The organism is Dactylosporangium sp. NPDC005572, assembly GCF_040605515.1.
Taxonomy (GTDB): domain Bacteria; phylum Actinomycetota; class Actinomycetes; order Mycobacteriales; family Micromonosporaceae; genus Dactylosporangium.
On the sequence record NZ_JBEXCY010000107.1, the window covers coordinates 1 to 17,489 of the forward strand.

At 72.1% G+C, this 17,489-nt stretch carries 19 protein-coding genes; 8 read left to right on the forward strand and 11 right to left on the reverse strand.

Annotated elements, in window-relative coordinates; all coding sequences use genetic code 11:
* From ABZS66_RS37030 to ABZS66_RS37065, 8 genes are all read right to left on the reverse strand, one after another.
* On the reverse strand, positions 1-715 hold a 715-nt coding region (locus ABZS66_RS37030), incomplete at its 3' end, for a 4-oxalocrotonate decarboxylase (protein ID WP_354766083.1).
* Positions 712-1,725, reverse strand: a complete 1,014-nt coding sequence (dmpG, locus tag ABZS66_RS37035) for a 4-hydroxy-2-oxovalerate aldolase (RefSeq protein WP_354766085.1) — start codon at positions 1,723-1,725, stop codon at positions 712-714. The genes ABZS66_RS37030 and dmpG, both read right to left, overlap by 4 nt.
* Positions 1,722-2,612, reverse strand: coding sequence for an acetaldehyde dehydrogenase (acetylating) (locus ABZS66_RS37040; RefSeq protein ID WP_354766087.1), 891 nt, complete (start codon positions 2,610-2,612; stop codon positions 1,722-1,724). The genes dmpG and ABZS66_RS37040 overlap by 4 nt, the downstream gene beginning before the upstream one ends.
* Complete coding sequence (locus tag ABZS66_RS37045) at positions 2,609-3,409, reverse strand: fumarylacetoacetate hydrolase family protein (protein ID WP_354766089.1); 801 nt, start codon at positions 3,407-3,409, stop codon at positions 2,609-2,611. Before ABZS66_RS37045 ends, ABZS66_RS37040 begins: the two co-directional genes overlap by 4 nt.
* Positions 3,406-4,860 (reverse strand): 2-hydroxymuconic semialdehyde dehydrogenase, encoded by a 1,455-nt coding sequence (locus tag ABZS66_RS37050; protein WP_354766091.1) that lies wholly within the window; start codon positions 4,858-4,860, stop codon positions 3,406-3,408. The genes ABZS66_RS37045 and ABZS66_RS37050 overlap by 4 nt, the downstream gene beginning before the upstream one ends.
* Positions 4,857-6,179: an NAD(P)/FAD-dependent oxidoreductase gene (locus ABZS66_RS37055; RefSeq protein WP_354766093.1), complete on the reverse strand. Its 1,323-nt coding sequence runs from the start codon at positions 6,177-6,179 to the stop codon at positions 4,857-4,859. Before ABZS66_RS37055 ends, ABZS66_RS37050 begins: the two co-directional genes overlap by 4 nt.
* 82 nt (positions 6,180-6,261) lie before the next feature.
* Entirely contained in the window at positions 6,262-7,491 is a 1,230-nt protein-coding gene (gene kynU, locus ABZS66_RS37060) for a kynureninase (protein ID WP_354766095.1), read from the reverse strand.
* Complete coding sequence (locus ABZS66_RS37065; protein ID WP_354766097.1) at positions 7,491-8,303, reverse strand: tryptophan 2,3-dioxygenase family protein; 813 nt, start codon at positions 8,301-8,303, stop codon at positions 7,491-7,493. Before ABZS66_RS37065 ends, kynU begins: the two co-directional genes overlap by 1 nt.
* 119 nt (positions 8,304-8,422) lie before the next feature.
* Here ABZS66_RS37065 and ABZS66_RS37070 point away from each other — a divergent pair, with 119 nt between their 5' ends.
* Positions 8,423-8,893 carry an Lrp/AsnC family transcriptional regulator gene (locus ABZS66_RS37070; RefSeq protein WP_354766099.1) on the forward strand — a complete coding sequence of 157 codons (471 nt, stop codon included), beginning with the start codon at positions 8,423-8,425 and terminating at the stop codon, positions 8,891-8,893.
* Between the two features lie 6 nt (positions 8,894-8,899).
* On the opposite strand, the gene ABZS66_RS37075 is transcribed toward ABZS66_RS37070, so the two are convergent.
* On the reverse strand, positions 8,900-9,328 hold the full coding sequence (locus ABZS66_RS37075; protein ID WP_354766101.1) for a nitroreductase family deazaflavin-dependent oxidoreductase: 429 nt from the start codon (positions 9,326-9,328) through the stop codon (positions 8,900-8,902).
* Between the two features lie 194 nt (positions 9,329-9,522).
* Between ABZS66_RS37075 and ABZS66_RS37080 the strand changes: the two genes are divergently transcribed.
* The 6 genes from ABZS66_RS37080 to ABZS66_RS37105 all read left to right on the forward strand — a co-directional run bounded on the left by ABZS66_RS37080 (position 9,523) and on the right by ABZS66_RS37105 (position 14,758).
* The gene (locus ABZS66_RS37080; protein ID WP_354766103.1) at positions 9,523-10,176 is read left to right on the forward strand and encodes a CBS domain-containing protein; all 654 of its coding nucleotides are present in this window, start codon (positions 9,523-9,525) and stop codon (positions 10,174-10,176) included.
* 52 nt (positions 10,177-10,228) lie between these two features.
* A complete protein-coding gene (locus tag ABZS66_RS37085) occupies positions 10,229-10,747 on the forward strand; it encodes a PadR family transcriptional regulator (protein WP_354766105.1) in 519 nt (172 codons plus the stop codon).
* Positions 10,747-11,475, forward strand: a complete 729-nt coding sequence (locus tag ABZS66_RS37090; RefSeq protein ID WP_354766107.1) for an ABC transporter ATP-binding protein — start codon at positions 10,747-10,749, stop codon at positions 11,473-11,475. Before ABZS66_RS37085 ends, ABZS66_RS37090 begins: the two co-directional genes overlap by 1 nt.
* Positions 11,472-13,220, forward strand: a complete 1,749-nt coding sequence (locus ABZS66_RS37095) for an ABC transporter permease (RefSeq protein ID WP_354766109.1) — start codon at positions 11,472-11,474, stop codon at positions 13,218-13,220. The genes ABZS66_RS37090 and ABZS66_RS37095 overlap by 4 nt, the downstream gene beginning before the upstream one ends.
* 51 nt (positions 13,221-13,271) lie before the next feature.
* Positions 13,272-14,111 carry a helix-turn-helix domain-containing protein gene (locus ABZS66_RS37100; RefSeq protein WP_354766111.1) on the forward strand — a complete coding sequence of 280 codons (840 nt, stop codon included), beginning with the start codon at positions 13,272-13,274 and terminating at the stop codon, positions 14,109-14,111.
* Between the two features lie 65 nt (positions 14,112-14,176).
* Positions 14,177-14,758, forward strand: coding sequence for a dihydrofolate reductase family protein (locus ABZS66_RS37105; protein ID WP_354766113.1), 582 nt, complete (start codon positions 14,177-14,179; stop codon positions 14,756-14,758).
* 18 nt (positions 14,759-14,776) lie between these two features.
* Here ABZS66_RS37105 and ABZS66_RS37110 read toward each other — a convergent pair whose 3' ends face one another.
* Entirely contained in the window at positions 14,777-15,781 is a 1,005-nt protein-coding gene (locus ABZS66_RS37110; RefSeq protein ID WP_354766115.1) for a Rieske 2Fe-2S domain-containing protein, read from the reverse strand.
* Between the two features lie 211 nt (positions 15,782-15,992).
* Here ABZS66_RS37110 and ABZS66_RS37115 point away from each other — a divergent pair, with 211 nt between their 5' ends.
* Positions 15,993-16,724, forward strand: a complete 732-nt coding sequence (locus ABZS66_RS37115) for an SDR family oxidoreductase (RefSeq protein ID WP_354766117.1) — start codon at positions 15,993-15,995, stop codon at positions 16,722-16,724.
* Here the strand turns inward: ABZS66_RS37115 and ABZS66_RS37120 are convergent.
* Entirely contained in the window at positions 16,709-17,485 is a 777-nt protein-coding gene (locus ABZS66_RS37120) for a carboxymuconolactone decarboxylase family protein (RefSeq protein ID WP_354766119.1), read from the reverse strand. The genes ABZS66_RS37115 and ABZS66_RS37120 overlap by 16 nt on opposite strands.
* Between the last annotated feature and the right edge of the window lie 4 nt (positions 17,486-17,489).

A 17,489-nucleotide genomic window follows, 5' to 3' on the forward strand; every position in this document is an offset into this window, starting at 1 on the left:
GGGAGGCGGTGCCCAGGCCCTCGACGACCGCGCGCACGTGTGCGCCGGGCGTCAGCGGCACGGCCGCCGTCGCCGCGCCGGCGAGCAGCACCCAGCCGTCCTCCAGCGGTACACCCGCTGAGGAGGCCAGGGTGGCGGCGGCCGTGACGGCCCGGCGGGGGTCGCCCAGGATGGCCGCCGTGGATCCGATCTGGGTGACCCGCCCGTCGACCTCCAGCAGCACGCCCAGGTTGTCCAGACCGGCCGGCAGCGGCTGCCAGGCGCCGACGACGAACGCGGCCGCGGAGGTGTTGTCGGCGATCACGTCGGGCAGCGCGAACTTGAAGTCGGCGTAGCGCGAGTCGATCAGCTCCAGCGCGGGCGCGACGGCGGTGGCCGCGCCGGTCGCGTCGATGCGGAACGCCACCTCGGGCTCGACGCGGGGGTGGATGTACCGGCCGGCGTCGACCGTGCCGCCGTCCTCGATCCGCATCGCGTCGGTGAGGCGGCCCCAGATCACCTGGTCGACGCCGACCTGCGCCATCTTGGCCCGGCTGGTCAGGCCCAGCTTGAGGCCGACGAGCCGCTCGCCGCGGCCCACCCGCCGCGCCACGAGCGCCGCCTGGATGCGGTACGCCTCATCGGCGTCGGCGCCGCTCTGCGAGACCACCTGGGGGATCGCCGTGCGGGTCCGCTCGGCCTCGTCGAGCCGCATTGCCAGGTCTGCGGGACTCATCCGCGCTCCTTCACCAAGTCGAGGGCGACGTCGACGATCATGTCCTCCTGGCCGCCGACCATCCGGCGGCGGCCCAGCTCCACCAGGATGTCCCGCACGTCCACGCCGAAGCGCTCCGAGGCCCGCTCGGCGTGCCGCAGGAAGCTGGAGTAGACCCCGGCGTAGCCCAGCGAGAGCGTCTCCCGGTCGACCCGCACGGGACGGTCCTGCAGCGGCCGCACCAGGTCCTCGGCCGCGTCCATGAGCGCGAACGTGTCGCAGCCGTGCTCCCAGCCCATCAGGTCGGCGACCGCCACGAACACCTCCAGCGGCGCGTTGCCGGCGCCGGCGCCCTGCCCGGCGAGGGAGGCGTCGACCCGCACGGTGCCGTGCTCGACGGCGACGACGCTGTTGGCGACGCCGAACGACAGGTTGTGGTGGGCGTGGATGCCGATCTGGGTGGCCGGGTCGAGGACCTGGCGGTAGGCGTCGACCCGCTCGGCGACGTCGCGCATGAGCAGCCGGCCGCCGGAGTCGGTGACGTAGACGCAATGCGCGCCGTAGGACTCCATCAGCCGGGCCTGCTCGGCCAGCGCCGCCGGCGGGTTCATGTGCGACATCATCAGGAAGCCGGCGACGTCCATGCCGTGCTCCCGCGCCCAGCCGATGTGCTGGGCGGCGATGTCGGCCTCCGTGCAGTGGGTGGCGATCCGCACGCTGGTGACCCCGAGCTCCCTGGCCTGCTTGAGGTCGGCGATGGTGCCGATCCCGGGCAGTAGGAGGGTGGTCAGCCGCGCGTCGGTGATCGCCTCGGCGGCCGCCGCGATCCACTCGGCGTCGGTGGCGGCGCCGCGGCCGTAGTTGACGCTCGACCCGGCCAGGCCGTCGCCGTGCGCGACCTCGATGGCGTCGACCCCGGCCGCGTCGAGCGCGGCGGCGATCGTGCGGACCTGCTCGACGGTGTACCGGTGCGCGATGGCGTGCATGCCGTCGCGCAGCGTCACGTCCTGGATGTACAGCCGGTCGGTCATGCCGCCATCCGCTCGGCGACCTGGAGCGCGGCGGAGGTCATGATGTCGAGGTTGCCGGCGTAGGCGGGCAGGTAGTGCCCGGCGCCGGAGACCTCGAGGAACACGGTCACGAGCAGCCCCTCGGGGTCGGCGGAGAACTGGACCTCCTGCTTGAGGCGGTAGCCGGGCACGTACCCGGCGACCGCCTTGACCATCGCCTCGACCGACGCGGCGATCGCGGTCCGGTCCGCATCACGGTCCGGGCAGACGCAGTACACGGTGTCGCGCATCAGCAGCGGCGGGTCGGCCGGGTTGAGCACGATGATCGCCTTGCCCCGGGCGGCGCCGCCGACGACCTCCAGCGCGCGGGCGGTGGTGACGGTGAACTCGTCGATGTTGGCCCGGGTGCCGGGGCCGGCCGACCTCGACGCGATCGACGCGACGATCTCGGCGTAGGCGACCGGGCTCACCGCGCCGACCGCGGCGACGATCGGCACGGTCGCCTGCCCGCCGCAGGTCACGAGGTTGACGTTGGGCGCGGCGAGGTGCTCGTCGAGGTTGACGGGCGGCACGACGTACGGCCCGATCGCGGCGGGCGTGAGGTCGACGACCCGGCGGCCGTGTGCCTGCAGCACCGCGTTGTTGTGCCGGTGGGCGCCGGCGCCCGTCGCGTCGAAGACGATCCGCACGTCGGCGAACTCGGGCATGGCGACCAGGCCGTCGACGCCTGCCGCGGTCGTGGCGACGCCGAGCCGCCGGGCGCGGGCGAGCCCGTCGGAGTCCGGGTCGATGCCGGCCATCGCGACCATCGAGAGTGACTCCGAGAGCCGCAGTACCTTGATCATCAGGTCGGTGCCGATGTTGCCCGACCCGACGACGGCCACGCCGACGGTCCTTCCGGCGGTCATTGCGCGCTCCCTTCGAAGACGGCCCGGACCGACCCGAGCCCGGAGACCCGCGCCTCGTACACCGGTCCCGGGGCCGTCACGGGCACCGGCACCATCGGCCCGAGCGCGCCGGACAGCACGAGATCGCCGGCGCGCAGCGGGCGGCCGGCGGCGGCCAGCGTGGTGGCCAGCCAGGCGACCGCGTGCACCGGGTTGCCGAGGCAGGCCGCGCCCGCGCCGACCGACACCGGTTCGCCGGCGTGCTCGACCACGGCCCCGCACAGCCGCAGGTCGACGTCGGCCAGCCGGCGCGGCGCCGTGCCGAGCACGAACAGGCCGCTGGAGGCGTTGTCGGCCACGGTGTCCACAATGGAGATGTCCCAGCCGGCGATGCGCGAGTCGACCACCTCGATCGCCGGCAGCAGGTACTCGGTGGCCCGGATGACGTCGACGACGGTGACCTGCTCGTGCGGCAGGTCGCGGCCGAGCACGAACGCGACCTCGACCTCCACGCGCGGCTGGAGCAGCTTGCCGGCCGGGATGGGGGCACCGTCGGGCACGGCCATGTCGGCGTAGAGCACGCCGAAGTCCGGCTGGAAGACGCCGAACATGCTCTGCACGGCCGGCGAGGTCAGGCCGATCTTCGCGCCGACCGGCCGCCGCCCGGCGGCCTCCCAGCGCTCGGCCTGGGCCCGCTGCACGGCGTACGCCGTGGCGACGTCGCCCTCCGGCAGCACCGTCCCGCGCAGCGGCGGGATCGGGGTGCCGGTCTCGTAGGCGGCCAGCAGCGCCTCGGCCGCCTTCTGTACATCGGTCATGACAGGTCCACGCAGACGTTGGTGAGCTCGGAGTAGAAGTTGAGCGAGTGGACGCCGCCCTCGCGGCCGATGCCGGAGGCCTTGACCCCGCCGAACGGCGAGCGCAGGTCGCGCAGGAACCAGGTGTTGACCCAGACCAGCCCGGCGTCCAGCGCGAGGCCGGCCCGGTGCGCCCGGCCGACGTCGCGGGTCCACACGGTCGCGGCGAGGCCGTAGTCGCTGTCGTTGGCCAGCGCGAACGCCTCCTCCTCGGTGTCGAACGGCGCCACGTGGCAGACCGGCCCGAAGATCTCCTCGCGGTTGGTGCGGGCGTCCGGCGGGAGGCCGACGAGCACGGTCGGCTGGACGTACGCGCCGCCGTCGCGGGCGTCGTCGAACGTCGGCACCCCGCCGCCGGTCACCACCGTGGCGCCCTCCGTGCGGGCGAGGTCGTAGTAGCCGAGCACCTTCTCGCGGTGCTGCCTGGAGATCAGCGGCATCGTGCCGGTGCCCTCGTCCTGCGGCCACCCCCACGCCAGCGCGGACGCCGCCTTGCCCAGCCGGGTGACGAACTCGTCGAAGACCGGGCGCTGCACGTACAGCCGCTCGGTGCACAGGCACACCTGGCCGCCGTTGGTGAAGCTGGAGCGCACCGACCCGGCGACGGCCGCGTCGAGGTCGGTGTCGGCGAACACCAGGCCGGCGTTCTTCCCGCCGAGCTCGAACGAGACGGCCTTCACCCCGTCGGCGGCGGCCCGCATGATCGCCGAGCCGGTCGCGGACTCGCCGGTGAACGTGATGGCGTCCACGTCCGGGTGGCGGGTGAGGAACTCCCCCGCCGAGTCCGGCCCGAAGCCGTGCACGAGGTTGAAGACGCCGTCGGGCACGCCGGCGGCGGCCATCACCTCGGCGAGGACCGTCGCCGAGGACGGCGTCTCCTCGGAGGGTTTGACCACGACCGCGTTGCCGCAGGCGAGCGCCGGGGCCACCTTCCAGGTCAGCAGCAGCAGCGGCAGGTTCCAGGGCACGACGATCGCGACCACGCCGACCGGTTTGCGCACCGCGTAGTTGAGGGCGCGCCCGCCGGACGGGGTGACGGTGCTGAACGCCTCCGCCGGCGCCGCGGCGACGATGTCGGCGAACGCCCGGAAGTTGGCCGCGCCGCGCGGGATGTCGAGCGTCCGGGCCTGGGTGACCGGCTTGCCGGTGTCGGCGACCTCGGCGGCGACCAGGTCGTCGAAGCGCCGCTCCAGCTCGTCGGCGATCCGCCGCAGGACGGCGGCGCGCTCCAGCTCGCTGGTGCGCCCCCACGGGCCGCGTACGGCGGCCCGCGCCGCGGCCACCGCGGCGTCCACGGTGGAGCGGTCCGCCTCGCAGACCTGCGTGACGAGGTCGCCGGTGACCGGGCTGAGCTTCGGGAACGTCCGGCCGGTGGCGACGAACCGCCCGCCGACGAAGTGCCGCAACGTCATCGCCGCCACCCCTTGACCACCGCGGCGCCGAGGGCGCCGAGCATGAGCGCGCCGACCGCCCCGAGCACCTGGTGCTGCCGGCGCACCCGGTCCCGCACGCGCGCGTAGGGCGTGGTGCTGAACGACACGAGCTCGTAGCGGGAGACGTACCGGCCGGGCAGCGCGCGCTCCAGCGCGTGCTCGATCTTCTTGCCGAGCTGGAACACCGGCGAGGCCACCTTGTCCCGCATCTCCACGAAGTTGTTGAGCGCCATCGTCGCGATCGCCTCGACGTCGTCGCGGCGGCGAGCCTCGAACAGCGGCAGCGCGGCGGCGAAGTCGTCGCCGGTCTCGTCGAGCACCCGGTCGAGCACGACGCAGTCCTCGAACCCGCAGTTGGCGCCCTGCCCGTAGAACGGCACGATCGCGTGGGCGGCGTCGCCGATCAGGGCGACGGGAATGCCCGAGCCGCCCGGCGTCGTCGCCTGCCACGGCCCGCAGCGGACCGTGCCGAGCAGGCCGACCGGGTTGAGCCGGTAGTCGTCGACCAGGTCGGGCATCAGCGGTACCACGTCCGGGTAGACCGCCCGGAAGTGCCGCTCGATCGCGGCCGGGCTGCCCAGCGAGGCGAAGCTCGACGTGCCGCCGTTCGGCCAGAACAGCGTGCAGGTGAACGTCCGGTCGGGATTGGGCAGGGCGATCATCATCGACGTGCCGCGCGGCCAGATGTGCAGCGCGCCCGGGTCGAGGGCGAAGTCGCCGTCCGGGCCCGCCGCGATCGTCAGCTCCTTGTAGCCGTAGTCGAGGAAGTCGACCGACTCGTCCAGCAGCCCCAGGCCGAGCAGCTCGCCGCGCACCGCGCTGCCGGCCCCGTCGGCGCCGATGACGACGTCGGCGCTCGCCCGCACCTCGCCGTCCGGCGTCGCGAACACCAGCGGGTCGAGACCGGTCAGCCGGTGCTCGAAGACGACGCTCACCCCGGGGGTCGCGGCGGCCGCGTCGAGCAGCGCGTTGTTGAGCAGGCCCCGGCTGATCGAGTTGATCGCCCGCTGCCCGTCCAGGCTGTACTGCTGGAAGTCCAGCTCCCCGGCGACCGGGTGGATCATCCGGCCGCGCATCGGCAGCGCGTCGACGAGCACCCGCTGCTCCAGCCCGATGCGGCGCAGCGCGTCGATGCCCCGCTCCGACAGCGCCAGGTTGATCGACCGGCCGCGCTCCGCCGCGGTGGTGCGCGGGTCGGGGCGGCGCTCGTACACGGTCACGGTGTGCCCGCGCCGGGCCAGGAAGCAGGCGAGCAGGCTGCCGGTGAGCCCGGCCCCGATCACGGCGACGTCCGTCATGCGCCCTCCGCTTCGCTCCGGCCGCATGCCTTCAAAACTGAGCCCATGATGCCCGGCCTCCTCCGCTTCGCTCCGGAACCGGTCATGCCCCCACCTCGTGCGCGATCGCGGCGGCGGCCCGCCAGCAGTCGTGGTACGTCGAGTACAGCGGCACCGGCGCGAGCCGCACAATGTCGGGCTCGCGGCTGTCGGTGACCACGCCGTGCCGGTGCCGCAGGCTCTTGCTCAACCCGCCGGCGTCGGCCACGCGCAGCGACAGCTGGCAGCCGCGCCGGGCCGGGTCGCGCGGCGTCACGACGTCGACGCCGATCGGGTCCAGCAGGGACTGCAGGTACGCGGTGAGCCGCTCGCTGCGGGCCCGCAGCGCCGGCATGCCCACCGCGTCGAACAGCTCCAGGGACGTGCGCACCGGGCTCATCGCCAGGATCGGCGGGTTGGACACCTGCCACGCGTCGGCGGTCCGCGGCGGCCGGGACACCGGTGCCATCTCGAACCGGGTCGCCGGCTCGGTGCTCCACCAGCCCTCGAACCGGGGCAGGTCGCCGCCGGTGTGCCGCTCGTGCACGAACGCGCCCGCCACCGCTCCTGGCCCGCTGTTGAGGTACTTGTACGAGCACCACGCGGCGAAGTCGACGCCCCAGTCGTGCAGCCGCAGCGGGACGTTGCCGGCCGCGTGCGCCAGGTCCCACCCGACGACCGCGCCGGCGGCGTGCCCCGCCGCCGTGATCCCCGGGATGTCCATCAGCTCGCCGGTGAGGTAGTTGACCCCGCCCAGCAGGACCAGCGCGATGCGGTCGCCGTGCTCGCGGATCGCCGCCCGCGGGTCGTTCGTGCGCACCACCGTCTGGTCCGGGTCGAGGCCGTGGAAGGCGGCCTGGCTGCGCACCGCGTAGCTGTCCGACGGAAACGCCGTGTCCTCCACGACGATCAGCGTGCGCGCGCCCTGCGGCCGGTAGAACGAGACCATCAGCAGGTGCAGGTTGACGGTCAGCGAGTTCATCACGACCGTCTCGGCCGGCAGCGCGCCGACGAGGCGGGCGGCCGGCTCGCGCAGCAGCTCGTGGTACGGCAGCCAGGGCCGCTCGGCCTCCAGATGCCCCTCGACGCCGAGCCGGGCCCACGCGTCGAGCTCCTGCAGCAGCTCGCCCCGCACGGCGCGGGGCTGCAGGCCGAGCGAGTTGCCGGCCAGGTACGCCGTCTCCGGGTAGTCGCCACCCTCGGCGGGTGGCACGAGGAACAGCTCCCGATGCCCCGGGTCGCCGGCGTCGAGCCGCCGGGCACCATCTTCTGAGAAGTCTTCCATGAGCTCCATCAGATCACCGTCCGGGCCGACCACAGCTCGGCGAAGACGACCCGCGCCATGCTGCGGGTCAGCCAGGCCGCGCCGGAGGAGCCGCCGCTGCCGGGCTTGTTGCCCATGGTCCGCTGGACCGCGGTCAGGTGCTTGTACCGCCAGTCGCCGAACGCCTCCGCGACGTCGGTCAGCGCCTCGCCGAGCACGTAGAGCGGGTTGTCGCCGCGATCGTCGCGGTAGATCTCCACCCAGGCCCGCTCAACCTCCGGCGACGGCTCGTACTCGTGCCTGTGGTCGCGCTCGATGACGTCGGCGGGGATGTCGAAGCCGCGCCGGGCGAGCAGCGCGGTGACGTCGTCCCACACGCTGGGCGCGGCCAGGGCGGCGGTCAGGTCCTGGTACAGGTCGGCCTGCCGCTTGAACGGCCGGATCACCGACTCGCTCTTGAGCCCGAGCAGGAACTCCAGGTGGCGGTACATCGCCGACTGGAAGCCCGACGCCTCGCCGAGCTGCGCGCGGAACCGGTTGAAGTCGGACGGCGTCATCCAGCGCAGCCCGTTCCAGGCGGCGATGAGCCCTTCCAGATGCAGCTTGATGCGCCGCAGCGGGGCGATGGCGCCCCACACGTCGTCCTCACGCAGGAGCCGCTGGGTGTCGCGCAGCTCGTGGCACGCGAGCCCGAACCACAGCTCCATCACCTGGCTGACCATCAGGAACGACATCTCGCCGGGGTCCTTGGTCAGCGGCTGCTGCAGCGAGTGCAGCGTGCTGGCGTGGACGTAAGCGTCGTATGGGACCTGATCGGGAAAGTCGAGAACCGGACCGCTCACACCCCAATCCTGGTACCGCGACCCACCTTCACGAAATAGTCGATCAACGGTCGTTTACGCTGGTCACGTACGGGACGGAAACCGTCTCGCCTGATCGGCTTTTCGAATGGAAGGTCTCCGTGGACGGCATGGACTGGGCGCTGCTGCGCGAACTGCAGGACGACGCCCGGCTTTCCTACTCAGAACTGTCCCGCCGGGTCCACCTCTCACCCCCGGCGGTCGCCGAGCGGGTCCGCCGTCTGGAGACTGCCGGGGTCATCACCGGCTACCACGCGCATGTCGACCTGACCAAGGCCGGCCGGCACGTCGTCGCGCTGATCAGGATGTCGTGCTACGGCCCGCGCTGCGTGCTGCGCGATCCCGAGGTGCTGCAGTGGCCGGAGGTGCTGGAGGTGCACCGCGTGACCGGCGACGCCTGCTCGATCCTGAAGGTCGTGACGGCGTCGATGGAGGACTTCGAGTCCACGATTGATCGTTTGGCCCCGTACGGCCAGCCGTCGAGCACGATGGTCCTGTCGACCCCGCTGCGCTGGCGCCCCCTGTCGCCCCTGTCGCCGGCTGTTGATCAGGGGTCTCGCGGGCCTGAGTGATCCGGGTCAGTTGCTCTCGAGGCGGAAGACCGGGTGGCGTTGCGCCTCGGCGAGCCATGCCGCATCGCTGGAGTCGTCCGTGACGTCGAAGTACCGGGCGGTGATGGGCACCTCGCGCAGGTACTGGCGCAGCACGGGGACCCGCTCGGCGGTGGGCAGCTCGGTGACCCGCAGGGTCTCCCGGCGCCGGCCGCGCTGCAGGGCGACCTGGCCGGCGGCCCGGGCGTTGCGGACCCAGTTGGTGACGCCGTAGGGGGCGACCAGCCAGCGGTGCCGCCCGTCCGTCATCACGTCCACCGGGGTGGAGCGCGGTCTGCCGGTCGTGCGGCCGGTCACCGTGAGAATGTGCCGGTAGTCCTTGCCGAGGCCGAGCCGGACCAGGGCGCTGAACGCGTGGTTGGCCAGCCGGGGTACGGGTTGCGTTGCGGAAGGCATCGGTGGCTCCTCGTGGTCGTCACAGCAGACGTTAGGGATCACCGACAGGTCCGGGCAGGGCCGAAGGACCCCGACGCCCAGGACCGCGCTCATCATCGCGTTGGTGTGTAGGTCGTACCGGTGGCGACGTAGCTTGGCAGGTGAGGACCGCTGTTGCCTCTTGCGCCGAAGGTGCGCAGAAGAGGAGGGTCGTCATGGCCTTCGACAAAGTAAAGGCGTCCGCGAAGCGCGGCCTGGCGTCGGGCCGGGCGCGAGTGGAGCAGACGCGAGCCCAGCGGCAGCGCGCCGGACTGCTGCAGGAACTCGGCGAGGCCTACTACGCCGAACACACCGGCCAGGCGACACACGAGGCCGTGGCCGGCCGGCTCGATGCCCTGGATGACTACGAGCGGACGATTCGCGAACGCCAGTCGGTCCGCCAGGAAACGGGGCGGCAGGCCAGAGACATCATGCACCCGGAAGCCGAGTGCATCGGCGAGGGCGAGACCCTGGTGGCCGCCGCACGGAGAATGCGCGACCTGGGTGTCGGCTCGCTGCCGATCTGCGGCCCGGACGACCGGCTGCACGGCATGATCACCGACCGCGACATCGCGGTGAAGTGCATCGCCGAGGGCCGGAATCCCAGCGAGGTCAAGGCGCGCGACCTCGCCCAGGAGACGCTGATCTGGGTCAACGCCAACGCCGGCGTCGACGAGGTGCTGCGCAAGATGGAGGACCACCAGATCAAGCGGCTGCCGGTCATCGACAACCGCCGCCTGGTCGGCATCATCAGCGAGGCCGACCTGGCCCGCACCCTCGACGAGCACCGGCTCGCCGAGTTCGCCGAGAGGGTCTACGCCGCGCCCTGACCCATGGACGAGCTCTTGAGCAATAGGTAGCGGGTATGTATTCTCGCTATCTATGAAGGAGGTCGTGCTCGCCCTGCTCCACGGCGACGGCGCACACGGGTACGAGGTCAAGCAGACGCTGGACGGGAAGTTCGGGGACCTGCTGCCCGCGTTCAATGCGGGGCAGATCTACACGACCCTGGCCCGGCTGACCCGCGACGAGCTGGTGACGAGCGAGGCGGTCGACGGCGACGCCCGCGGCAAGCGGGTGTATCGGCTCACCGCGGCGGGCCGCGCCACGCTGCACGAGTGGGTGAACCGGCCGGTCTCCGGCATGCGGCTCAAGAGCGAGTTCCTGATGAAGCTCGTGGCGGTGGCGACGGCACGGCTGGCGGACCCGGGCCGGCTCATCGAGGACCAGCGCCTCGAGTACCTGCGGTCGCTGCGTGACCTCGACGGGCTGCTGCAGTCCGCCCGGCACGGCCCGACCGCACAGCTGCTGGTGGAGGGGTCGATCCTGCACCTGCGGGCCGACCTGGAGTGGCTCGATCTGATCGAGTCGCGGCTCGTCGACGAGGGGCGGATCCTGTGATGCCGGTGCTGGCGGCCCGGGCGTTGGCCAAGACGTACCAGTCCGGCGGCGCGCAGGTACGCGCCCTGGACGGGGTCGACCTGACGGTCGAGCGGGGCGAGTTCGTCGCGATCATGGGACCGAGCGGGTGCGGCAAGTCCACGCTGCTCAATCTCCTGGCGGGCTTCGACCGGCCGTCGGCCGGCGAGGTGTGGCTCGGCGAGCAGCGCATCGACGGGCTGAGCGAGGCGGACCTGGCGCGCCTGCGCCGGCGCCGGATCGGCTTCGTCTTCCAGTTCTTCAACCTGTTGCCGGCGCTGTCCGTGGCGGAGAACGTCGAACTGCCGCTGCTGCTGGCCGGGCAGCGCCGGCGGGCCGCGCGGCGGGCCGCGATCGGCCTGCTGACCGAGCTCGGCGTCGAGGAGCGGCGCGACGCGAGCCCCGCCCTGCTGTCCGGCGGGCAGCAGCAGCGGGTGGCGCTGGCCCGCGCGATGGCCAACTCGCCCGACATCGTGCTCGCGGACGAACCGACCGGCAACCTGGACTCCGCAGCGGCGCGGGGCGTGCTCGAACTGCTCGCCGGTGCCCGGCGGCGCGGCCAGACGCTGCTCCTGGTCACGCACGACGCCCGGGTCGCGGCGGCCGCGGACCGGGTGGTCCGGCTGCGCGACGGGCGGATCGTCGCCGACGGCCGGCTGGGGCCGGCCAGGAGCGTGCCGAACCTGGTCGACGTCGGTGGCGACGAATGACACCGACCCTGTTGCGGCTCGCGTTCGCCGGTATCCGCTCCAGGCTGCTCGCGGCCACCCTCACCGTCATGATCACGGCGTCCGCGGCCGGGACGCTGGTCATCGCGCTGGAGGTGCGCGGCAGCGGCGTCGACCCGTGGCAGCGGACGTTCCAGGCCGCGCACGGCGCACACGTGCTCGCGGTCGTCCCGTCGCCGGTCGACGCGCAGACGATCGCGGAGCTGCCCGGCGTCGCCGAGCGCGACGACGCGGTGCCCAGCGCCGTCGGGACCGCCACGATCGGCGGCCACAGCGAAGCGCTGGAGTTCGCCGGGCTGGCCGGCCGACCCAGGATCAATGCCCCCGTCCGTACCGAGGGCACGGCGCAGCCGGGCTCCGGCGTCGTGCTCGAACGCAGCCTCGCCAACGCCCTGCATGTCGCGGTCGGCAGCCTGATCGAGGTGCCGACGCCGACCGGCGCCGTGCGCCTGCCGGTCGTCGGCACCGCCGTCTCGCCGAGCCAGCCGCGGTACCCCAGGCGCAACCCCGGCCTCGGCTGGGTCAGCCGGGACACCCTGCAGCGGATCCAGCCCGACCAGAGCCGCTGGCAGTGGACGCAACCGGTGCGGCTGACCGATCCCGCGGCGGCGCCGCAGCTGCGCGACACCGCGATGACCGCGGTCGCGACAGCCGCCGCCGTCTCGTGGCAGGACCAGCGCGACGAGGCCCTCCTCGACAGCCAGCCCATCACCGTCGTCCTGGGGATGTTCACCGTCCTGCTGCTGACCGTGGTCTTCGCCGTCATCGGCATCCTCACCGCGGCGCGGGTCAGCGCCCAGTACCGCGACATCGGGCTCCTCAAGGCCATCGGCCTCACCCCGCGTCAGGTCAGCGCGGTGTTCCTGCTCGAGGCGGCCGTGCTCGGGCTCGCCGCGGTCGCCATCGGGTTCCCGGTGGGCGCCGCCCTGGCGCCACGCCTGGCCGCGCCCAGCGCACAGACCCTCGTCAGCTCCCCGGGCATCGCGATCCAGCCGTGGCACGCCCTGCTGGCCAGCGGCGTCGTCCTGCCGGTCCTGCTGCTGAGCGCCTTCCTGGCCGTGCGGCGAACGACCAGGTCCACCACCCTCAACGCGATCCGCGCCGGCGCCCCCGCACCCGTCCCGACCGGATGGCTGGCGCGTGCCGTCACCCGCGTCGGCCTTCCGCTGCCGGCCACCCTTGGGCTGAAGGACCTGATCGCCCGCCGCCGGCGGACGCTCTGGACCGCCACCGCGGTCGCGGTCGCCGGCGCGGTCATCGTCGCCACGCTGCAGATGCGGGCCGCGGTGCGGATTCCCGTGGTCGGCACCGTCAGCGACGTGCCCGCCGAACTGACCACGCTCGTCTACAGCCTCGACGCCGTCCTGGTCGTCATCGCGGCGACCGCGCTGGTGGCGGTGATGGTGCTGTCGGTCCGCGAACGGATCCGTGACCTCGGCGTGCTCAAGGCCATCGGACTGACGCCCGCGCAGCTCACCGCGGGCCTGGTCAGCGCCCAGGGGCTCCTGGCGACGGGCGCGGCACTGCTGTCGATACCGCTCGGGACCGGGCTGTACCTCGCCGTGCTGAGCCTCACCAGCGGCACCGTGGACGGCGCCGTCCTCGCACCGTGGTGGCAGGTCGCCCTCGTGCCGGTCGGGGTCGCGGCGGCCGTGGCGGTCACGACCGGCCCGCCGGCCCGGCTCGCCGCCCAGATCCCCGTCACCGAGGCCGTCCGCTACGAGTGACCCGGCCGCCCCGCGGCGAGGCGAAGGCCGGGCGTCGGCGATGCTGTGGGCGTGGAGTACGTGTCCAGAGTGCCGCGACCGCCGCTGGACGGGCTGATCGACGACCTCTACTACCTGGCGGGCACGCCGCCGTACGCCCGGCTGACGCTGCCGCCATCGCCGGCGGCATTGCTCATCGTCAACCTCGGGGCGCCGTTCCACATCCGCGGCGGCACCGACATCGAGACGGCCGAATACGCCGACGGCTGCGTGATCACCACGCCCACCCGCGCGTGGGACTTCGGCTACCCACTCCCGACGCGGTCCGTCGGCGTGCACTTCAAGCCGTGGGGGCTGGCGCCCTTCCTGCCGATGCCCGCGGCCGAGCTGTGCGACCGGCCGGTGACGGTGGAGCAGGTCTGGGGCCGGCTCGCCACTGCTGAGCTGCGCGACCGGCTGGCCACGGCGGACGGACCGGACGAGATGCTGACGCTGCTCGAAGCGGAACTCATGCGACGGCTGTGCGAGACACCCGGCCTGGCGCTGGTCCGTCACACGAGCGGCGTCATCGCGGCGACCAACGGGGCGGTGCCGGTCGGCGACCTGAGCGAGGCAGCCGGCGTCAGCACCACGCATCTGGCACAGCGGTTCAAGGACCTCATCGGCGTCACGCCGAAGCGACTGGCCCGCTCCCACCGCTTCGCCGCCACCGTGCTCGCGATCAACCCCGCCGAACCGATCGACTGGGGCGAGCTCGCCGTTGGCGCAGGCTACTTCGACCAGGCCCACTTCGGCCACGAGTTCCGGGAGTTCACCGGGCTCACGCCGACCCGGTACATCGAGGTCCGGCGGCGGTTCCTGCGCGAACATCCCGGCCACACGCTGGACAACTGGCCGCTGCCGGCCGATTGATTTCTTACAAGAGCTTCAGCTCACGACACGCTACTTTGGGGTGCCGCAACGTAGAGGAGAGCCCCGTGGGAAAAGTAGTCATGTACAGCTCGGTATCGATAGACGGCTTTGTCGCGGACGAGCATGACCAGCCCGGACCGCTGTTCGACTGGTTACTCAGCGGTGACGTCCCGTTGGACGAGAGCGGCGTCCTGAAAGTGTCGCAGACGTCCTACGACCACGTCCGGCCGTACTGGGACCAGATCGGGGTGACCGTCGCCGGCCGCCACGTCTTCGACATAACGGACGGCTGGGACGGAAAGCCTCCGAGCGGGATCGACCACGTGGTCGTCGTGACGCACCGGCCGGCGCCCCAGGGCTGGGACCCCGAGGCGCCGTTCCACTTCGTCGACGGCGTCGAGGCAGCCATAGCCAAGGCGCAGGAGCTTGCGGGTGACCGCATTGTCGAGGTCGCCGCCGGCGACGTCGGTGGCCAGGTGCTTGCCGCGGGCCTGATCGACGAGGTGCGCATGGACGTCGTACCCGTCGTGTTCGGGTCCGGCAAGCGCTACTTCGGGTCGGTCCAGGCGCAGCACCTGTTGGAGGATCCTGACGTGGTGATTCAGGGCAACCGGGTGCTTCACCTGCGCTACCGGGTGCGCCGTTGACCGATCTACCAGTCCGGTCTACCAGTCCGGCGTCCAGCGCCCGGTGACCAGGTCGCTCCACAGCCGCCGCAGCGCCAGGCTGTTGCGGTCGGCCCGCGCGTGCGCGTTGAGGTGCGGCGCGAGCGGGAACCGCGCCGGCAGCAACTCCAGCAGTTCCCGGTCCTCGTCCTCGACCTTGACGTCGAACTCGACGATGTCGGCGGCCGGCCGGTCCTGCTCCGCATCGGTCCGCAAGACGATCTGCGACAGCGCACAATGCTCGTCGTCGACCGGCGTGATGGCCTTCACCATGAGATGCCGCAGCCCGTCCGGATACGTGATGTGAATGTGCCCGAGAAACGGCACGTACAGTTTCGACACCGTCGTGCGGACCGTCGCCCCGACCTGCCCGGGCCGCGACTCGACCGGCACCACACCGGCGGTCGACAACCCGTACCGCTCCCGCCGCACGACCGTGTCGGTCAGCTCCGGCCGGTCCGGATTGCCGAACGTGTTGCGGTGCACGAAGGCGACGTGCCCGGGATCGAAATTGTTCTCCAGCAGGTGCATCGCGGTACACGAGAAATGCCACTGGTACTCCGGGATGACGCGCCATTGCGGGTCGTCGAACTCGGGCAGCGGCGGAATGCCGACAAGCGGGCTGTCGTCCAGACAGACCCACACCAGTCCGTACATTTCCTGGCTCCGCACCATCGTGAGGGCGCTTTTCGTCGGATGCGGGGCGTCGGGGAACTGCGGAATGCGTTTCGTGCGCCCGGCACCGTCCCATTCCCAGCCGTGGTACGGGCAGACGAGGTGACAGTCGCGGATCCAGCCCCGGGACAGTGGCGCGTCGCGGTGCGCGCAGATGTCGTGGGCGACACTCACCGGGGCCTGTGGCCCCGGGCGCCACAGCACCAGCCGCGTGCCGAGCACGGTGCGGGCGACCGGTGTGTCGGTGACGTCGTGAGCGAAACCGGCCACGTACCAGAAGCGACGCAGCACGGGGTGTTCGGAGATGACCAGATAGTCGGGGGCCGTCATCGACAACGTCCTCAATCGGCGCCGCGGAGGCGGGCACCACCCGCCGGCTGCCCGCGAAGCCTCACCCGCCATGCAACCCCGGCGCTGTTGCGCCGTCGTTACCGTGCCGTGTCCGGACCGTATGGCGGTATGCGGTGTGACACGGGAACGGTTGATCCGCCGCGTCGCAGAAATGTATGATGATCGTACAATCTGCAGAGGAGGCGACGCCATGGTGTTGACCGCTGTCGTGACCGGTGCCGCCCGGGGTATCGGTCGCTGCGTCGTGGTGCGGCTGCGGGCCGCCGGCTACCGCGTGGTCGCCGTCGACGTCTCGCCCGCGGTATCGGACCTGGCCGAGGACGGCTGGGTGCTGCCGATGGCCGCCGACGTCACGGCCGACGCGACGCCGGATGCCGTGGTCGGCCGGGCGGTGACCGAGTTCGGCCGGCTCGACCTACTGGTGAACAACGCCGGACGGTTCCTGCGCCGGCCGACCCTGGAGACGACCGACGACGACTTCGACGCGCTGTTCGCCGTCAACGTGCGGCCGGTGTTCCGGTTCACCCGCGCCGCCCTGCCGAAGCTGGTCGAGACCCGCGGCTGCGTCGTCAACACCGCCTCGATCTCGGGGCTCGTCGGGATCGCGAACCAGAGTGCCTACGCGATGACCAAGGGCGCGGTCGTGCAGCTGACCCGGCAGCTCGCGATCGAGTGGGCCGGCGCCGGCGTGCGGGTCAACGCCGTGGCGCCGGGAGCGGTGGACACCGAGTTCATGGCCGAGGCCCGCAAGGCCGATCCAGACCCCGCGGCGAGCCTGGCGGTCACCCTGGCGAACCACCCGATCGGGCGCATGTCGACGCCCGACGAGGTGGCCCGCGCGATCGTCTTCCTGGCCTCGCCGCAGTCGGCCGGCATCACCGGCACGATCCTGAGCGTGGACGGCGGCTACATCGCCCGCTGAACGGCCACCCCGGCGTTCTCCATCTCCTCGACGAGGATCGGTGCGGTCGCGGTGACCCCGTGGATGCCGAGCACCGAGGCGATCTCCATGACCTCCAGGATCTCCTGGGGGGTGGCGCCGTACCCGAGGGCGTTCTCGATGTGCAGCTTGAGCCCCTTCGCGTACAGGTGCGTGGCCGCCGTGTCGAACGCGATGTAGACGAACTCCTTGACCTTGGGTTCGAGGGTGCCGGAGCGCCACGGTACCGAGGAGAAATCGGTGTATGCCGCGAACATCTCCGGATCGAGTTCGAGCATCTCGTCCCAGAACGCGTGCCAGTAGCCGCGGGTGCGGGTGAACTCCGCCTTCAGCTGCTCCTGGGCCTCGGTCAGCGGCGCCGGGCCGGTCCGCAGCCCGCGCTCCCGCAGCACCTCGACGAGGATCGGCACGCCGACGTTCATGGCGTGGATGCCCAGGGTCGCCGCGAGCTCGAGGACCTCCATGATCTCCTGCGGGGTGGCGCCCAGCTTGAGCGCGGCCCGGATGTGCTGGCGCACGCCCGGCAGGTACATGTGGGTGGCGTTCGCGTCGACGGCGATGTAGACGAACTCCTTGACCTTGTCGTCGAGGTGGTTCTTGCGCCACGGTACGGCGGAGAGGTCGAGGTACGCCTTGAGGAACTCGGCGTCCAGCTGGAGCATGGCCTCCCAGGTGTCGCTCCACGTGCCGCGGACCCGGATGAACTCCAGCTTGATTGCTTCCTGACGTTCGGTCAGCGCCATCGGG